This window comes from uncultured Fretibacterium sp. (genome assembly GCF_938030725.1).
In the GTDB taxonomy this organism is placed as follows: domain Bacteria; phylum Synergistota; class Synergistia; order Synergistales; family Aminobacteriaceae; genus Fretibacterium.
The window spans coordinates 1-5,351 of record NZ_CALHIQ010000170.1 but is presented as its reverse complement, the minus strand read 5'-3'; the positions used below and the strand labels follow the sequence as shown (position 1 = coordinate 5,351).

General features: G+C 64.8%; 6 protein-coding genes and 1 riboswitch. All 6 genes read left to right on the top strand.

What is annotated here, in order from left to right:
* Positions 1-149 precede the first annotated feature (149 nt).
* The 6 genes from Q0629_RS09540 to Q0629_RS09515 all read left to right on the top strand — a co-directional run bounded on the left by Q0629_RS09540 (position 150) and on the right by Q0629_RS09515 (position 4,871).
* Positions 150-1,082, top strand: a complete 933-nt coding sequence (locus tag Q0629_RS09540) for an ABC transporter substrate-binding protein (RefSeq protein WP_298781850.1) — start codon at positions 150-152, stop codon at positions 1,080-1,082.
* A gap of 57 nt (positions 1,083-1,139) precedes the next feature.
* A complete protein-coding gene (locus Q0629_RS09535; protein WP_298781847.1) occupies positions 1,140-1,895 on the top strand; it encodes an ABC transporter ATP-binding protein in 756 nt (251 codons plus the stop codon).
* 26 nt (positions 1,896-1,921) lie between these two features.
* Complete coding sequence (locus Q0629_RS09530) at positions 1,922-2,872, top strand: iron ABC transporter permease (RefSeq protein WP_298781842.1); 951 nt, start codon at positions 1,922-1,924, stop codon at positions 2,870-2,872.
* A gap of 192 nt (positions 2,873-3,064) precedes the next feature.
* Positions 3,065-3,688: a MotA/TolQ/ExbB proton channel family protein gene (locus Q0629_RS09525; RefSeq protein WP_298781840.1), complete on the top strand. Its 624-nt coding sequence runs from the start codon at positions 3,065-3,067 to the stop codon at positions 3,686-3,688.
* Positions 3,685-4,077 carry a biopolymer transporter ExbD gene (locus tag Q0629_RS09520; RefSeq protein ID WP_298781837.1) on the top strand — a complete coding sequence of 131 codons (393 nt, stop codon included), beginning with the start codon at positions 3,685-3,687 and terminating at the stop codon, positions 4,075-4,077. The genes Q0629_RS09525 and Q0629_RS09520 overlap by 4 nt, the downstream gene beginning before the upstream one ends.
* 386 nt (positions 4,078-4,463) lie before the next feature.
* A complete protein-coding gene (locus Q0629_RS09515; protein ID WP_298781834.1) occupies positions 4,464-4,871 on the top strand; it encodes an energy transducer TonB in 408 nt (135 codons plus the stop codon).
* A gap of 71 nt (positions 4,872-4,942) precedes the next feature.
* A riboswitch (cobalamin riboswitch) is annotated at positions 4,943-5,128 on the top strand.
* Positions 5,129-5,351: the final 223 nt, after the last annotated feature.

Sequence of the window (5,351 nt, the reverse complement as noted above, 5' to 3'; positions counted from 1 at the left end):
TGGTACATCCCCCAACCCAGATAGCATTTTCGTGGGGAGATGGGGTGCCCTCAAAGGACAAGCATGATGGAATTTTCGTCGCGGCAGCGGATGAAGTATGGACGGGGGCAGAGCAGACCCCCGAAAAAAAGCTCTGAGGAGGGGATTTCATGTTCCTGACGCGCGTTCGTCGGCGTTTTTGTGTCGCCTTTTTGTTTTTGCTCCTGTTTGCTGCCGCTGCGGCAGCCGCTCCGGCCCGAATCGTCTCCCTGTCGCCGGTCGGGACGGAGATCCTCTTTGACCTGGGACAGGGGGATCGCATCGCCGCGGTCACGGAGTTCTGCGACTACCCGCCGGAGGCGAAGCAGAAGCCGAAGGCCGGAGGCTTCACGGAGGTCAATCTGGAGAGTCTGGTCGCCATGAGCGCGGACCTTCTGGTGCTCCAGGACCTTCACCGTCAGGAGCTGGCTCCGAAGCTGGAGTCCCTGGGCATTCCCTACTACATTTTGAGCCAGGAGTCGACGGAGGACATCTGCAGGGGCATCCTGGAGCTGGGAGAGCTCTGTGGGGTGCAGGACCGGGCCAAGGCCAGGGTGGCGGAGATTCGGAGCCGGCTGGATGCCGTGACGTCCCGGCTGAAGGACCTCCCTCGGCCCAGAGTGCTGCTCTCCGTTTCGCGGGAGCTCACCCTGGACTATCTTGAGGCCCTCTACGTCGCGGGGCCGTCCGGCAACTTCTACGATGAGCTGATTCAAATGGCCGGCGGGGTCAACGCCGTGGAGGAAGGTCCTTCCTACGTGAAGATATCCCAGGAGGGAGTCCTGAAGATCGACCCGGATGTCATCCTCGACCTGGTGGGTGACCAGTCCTATTACCATGCCCCCGACGCGGCCAACCTCGACGAGGTATTCAGCTCCGAACACCTCATGGCGCCGTGGCTGCGTCTCTCCGACGTCAAGGCCGTTCGAGAGGGCAGGGTCCACATCCTGAAGGGAACCTTCCTCCTTCGCCCCGGTCCCCGGATCCCCCAGATCGTCGAGGCCTTCGCGCGCTGCATCCATCCCGGGGCATTGTCCGATGACCAGGCCCCTGCGGCCCGCTAGTTCCTCCTTAGCCCTGCCTCGATGAATCCGCCGCTCTTCGAGGTTCGAAGCCTCACTTTGACGCTGGGAACCCGGCGTATTCTGGACGGGCTCAACTTTTCGGTCCGACGGGGGGACTTCGTGGCGATCGTAGGGCCTAATGGAGCGGGCAAGAGCAGCCTGTTGCGCTGTCTTGGTGGGCTCTGCCGGAGCTTCTCCGGGGCGGTACTCCTTGACGGGCGTCCAGTCGTCTCCCTGTCGGCCAGGGCGATCGCCCGACGCATCGCCTGGGTTCATCAGAGCGGGGAAGGGGATTGGAGCTTCACAGTGGAGGAGTTCGTCCGGATGTCGCGCTTCCCCTGGCGGGACGCCTTCTCCGGATGGACGCGGAAAGATGAACAGGCCGTGAACGAGGCGCTCTACGTGGCCGGAGCGGAGGCATTTGCCCTGCGCTCCATGAGCGCGTTGAGCGGCGGCGAGCGTCAGCGGGCCTTCATCGCCGCGGCCCTGGCGCAGGGGACGGACGTGCTCTTTCTGGACGAACCGCTGAACTCCCTGGATTATCAGCATCAGGCGGAGGTCCTCGATTTGATGGAGCGGATCGGCGGGGAACGGGACGTTACGATCCTGATGGTCACCCATGACGTCAACGCCGCCCTCTCCTCGGCGGACCGCGTGCTGGCGCTTCGGGACGGAAGGATATGCCATGAGGGGCCGAGCCGGGATTTTGGGGACGTAGCCATCCTGGGGGAGGTCTTCGGGACGGATTTTTGCTCCTTTTTGGGGGCGGGGCAGACGATCCCTTTCGTCGCTCCGGCCCGGATGCTGCGATGAGAAGGCGCGGCGCGGCCCTCCTTGTTTTGTTGTTCCTGTCTGTCGCTGTCCTCATCGTTGCGCCTCTGGTGGGGATGCACGCGCTCTCCTGGCGGGACGTCTGGTTGGAGGGAGGGCGGGGGCACAAGATATTCTGGGAGCTCCGATTGCCCAGAGTCTGCCTGGCCTGGGTGACGGGGGCCATCCTCGGCGTCTGCGGCGCGGTGTTCCAGGCCCTGTTCCGGAATTCCCTGGCCTCGCCGGACATGCTGGGGGTCTCGACCGGGGCGGCCTTCGGCGCCGTGCTCTCCATCCGGCTGGGGCTGACCGTCTCCCTCCTTGCAGGGCAGTCCGGGCTCTCCGTTCCGGCCTTTTTGGGGGCGGGGGTGGCGACGATCGTGGTCTGCGCCGCCGGGTCCTGGAGGCGCAGGAGCACGTCTTCTCTGCTCCTGTCCGGCATCGCCGTCAGCTTCCTCTTCAGCAGCCTTACTTTGATCGTTCAGTATACGGGCAATTACGTGGACACCTTCAGGATGGCGCGCTGGACCATGGGCAGCGTCCAGGCGGTGGGTTTTGGCGTACTGTGGACCACGTTGCCCGCGCTGCTGTTCATCCTTGCGGCAGCCGTGTTCTGTGCGCCGGAGCTGGACCTCTTCCTCTGTGGGGAGGAACTGGCCGAGAGTCGCGGCGTGTCCGTGAAGCGATTGAGGATCGGGCTGTTCGTCGGGGTCTCCCTGGCCATGGCCGCCAGCGTGTCGGCGTGCGGTCCCGTTGGGTTTATCGGGCTTATGGGGCCTCATATCTGTCGCCGCCTCGTCGGTCCCGTCCATCGAACGCTCGTCGTCGCCTCGGCGCTGTTTGGCGGGACGTTTCTGGTAGCCTGCGACACCGCTGCCCGAACGCTCTGGGCGCCTGCCGAGATCCCCGTTGGAGTCCTCACCTCCTGCATGGGAGCTTCTTTCTTCCTGTGGCTCCTGTTGAAACGTGAACGGCGTTAAGGGTGATTTCGCTATCCCCCCTTTCAGGGGAGGCAAAAAATAAAAAAGCGTGTTTCCATGTTCCCCTGATGAAGCCCCTAAGCTACCGGCACAGCTCACTGCGTTCGTCGGTCGTCTGCTTATGCAGGGGGGCTGCCCTGAAGGGGCTGGGGGTACGGTTTGATTCTCCAGGGGATTTTCGGAGGTGGACTTATGCTGGAGTATATGCGGGCCGGGGGCGGGATCATGTGGATCATCGCCCTGCTCTCGTTCGTCGCGTTGGCCGTTGTCTTGGAGAGGCTTTTCTTCTTCACTCGGAGCCGGACGGACCCCGGAAGGCTGGAGGCCGGGCTGGCTCGGGCTTTGCGCGATGGGGAGCTGGAGACCGCCCTGGCCCTTGTTGGAGCGGGGAACAGCTCGCTGCATCGGCTCTTTGCAGCGGCGTTCTCGTGTTGGGAACTGCCGGACGAGACCGTGAGGCTCCTGGCGGAGCGTAGGGTTCGGCAGGAGCTCTACAGATGGGAGCGGCATCTGCCGATCCTGGAGGTGACGGCCCGTGTCGCGCCGCTTCTGGGACTGCTCGGTACCGTGCTGGGCATGGTGGAGATGTTCCGGTCGCTCCACCAGGGCGGGGCCGTCGACGCGATCGCCGTGACCGGGGGAATCTGGAAGGCGCTCTTCACCACCGTTGCGGGGCTGGTTGCCGCGATCCCGATGGTGCTGGCCCACAGCCTGCTCCAGGGGGCCGTCGATTCCCAGGCGGAGACGCTGGAGCGCGGGGTGGACTTTCTGCTTCGCGAGCGTGCCGCCCGTGAAGTGAGGCGTCCCAAGTCATGAGGACTCGGCCCCGCAGGAAGGTGGACCTGGACATCACTCCCCTGATCGACGTGCTCTTCATGCTCATCATCTTCTTCGTCCTGACGACGAGCTTCGTGCAGGGGCGGGTGGAGGTGGACCTGCCTCAGGGGGAGGGAACTCCGCCGAGGGAGGGGAGGACCCTGCTGGTCACGGTGAGGGCGGACGGCACGGTTCTGTGGGACGGGACCCCGGCTGTGAGCGCGGACGTGCCCGCCCTGGCGGCCCACGCCGTGGCCGAGAGCCGGGACATCCTGCTGGCGGGCGACCGTGCGGCTCCCTACGGGGCGGTCGCGGAACTGCTGGAGCTCCTTCGGCGCGAGGGGCTGGACAGCGCGGGCCTGGCCCTTCGGGGCGCCGCAGTGCCATGAGCCGCTGCTCAGATATACGCCGGTGGGCGCTTCCCGCAGCCCTCAGCCTGGCCTTCCACGCGGTGCTCTTTCTCCTTCCCATCGGCCTGAACGTCACCGAGTCCCGTCCCGCCATGAGGCTCACCCTGGCTCGGCCGGTGCGCGTCCCCGGTCCACCCCGCCCGGCTGGGGGCGGTTCTCAGGGGAACGAGGCGCATCCCGTTCTTCCGTCTTCACCGTTCACTTCGCTTCAGGAGGACGAACCCATGGGTGAGATCAATCCCCGGAAGAAAGCCGATTCCGCGAAAAAATCGAAGCAGAGTCCCAAACCACAGCGAAAACCCGCTTCCAAAGCGAAGCCTGAACCTACGCCAAAACCCAAGCCCAAACCTGTTGCCGACCCCGCGGTGCGTGAAGCGCCAAGCGAAGACCCGACCGTAGTGCGGGGGCGGGCCCCTCTGCTGAACGCCGGAGGCTCCGGCCTCGGAGGCGGACGGAGCGGCGCTGTGGGGAGCGGCGAGGGCACGTCCTCCGGTCCGGGGGCCGAGACGGGCCCCGTGGACGTGGGGACGCTCAGGATTCTCTCCAGAACGCCGCCGGAGTATCCTCTCTTTTCGCGCAAACGTCGAGAGGAGGGGCGGCTGACGATCCTCATCACCATCCAGTCGGGGCGCGTGATCGACGCGCAGGTAGAGCGCGGGAGCGGGTACCCCCGGCTGGACGAGGCCGCGCTGCGCGCGGTGCGGACCTGGCGGTTCGACCACCCCGGGCGGATACGTGCCCGGGTGCCCGTCAGCTTTCGCCTGGAGCGTTAAAAGCAGCGATCATTCAGCACTTCGAAAAGAAGGGTTACATCGCTCTTTTTTTTGCGGTATAATACCGTTGTAAAATACACATGAATCTTCACGCGGAGTTCGGCGCAGGGAATCCGGTGCGAATCCGGAACGGCCCCGCCACTGTGAGCGCGACGAAACCGATGGATGTCATTGTTCTCCGGCCGTGGCCGGGACGAGAAGGCTCGGGAGTAGGAGGACCGCAAGTCAGGAGACCTGTCGAACGTCCGTTTTGCCGAACGCCTCGGGGGACGGGTGTCGGCAATGTGTTTCTGGAGTCGGGTGTGCGGGAGGAGTCCTCGAAGGGCTCCTCCTGTTGTTTAAATGAAGAGAGGAGATGCGCGCCGATGAAGGTCGGACCCCCTTCCCCTGCCTTTGCCCTTTTGCTCTTTGCGCTTACCCCCGTTTTCGTGCTGGGGTCCGTGGGTCCTGCCCTGGGGACGACGGAGCTCCCCGAGGAGC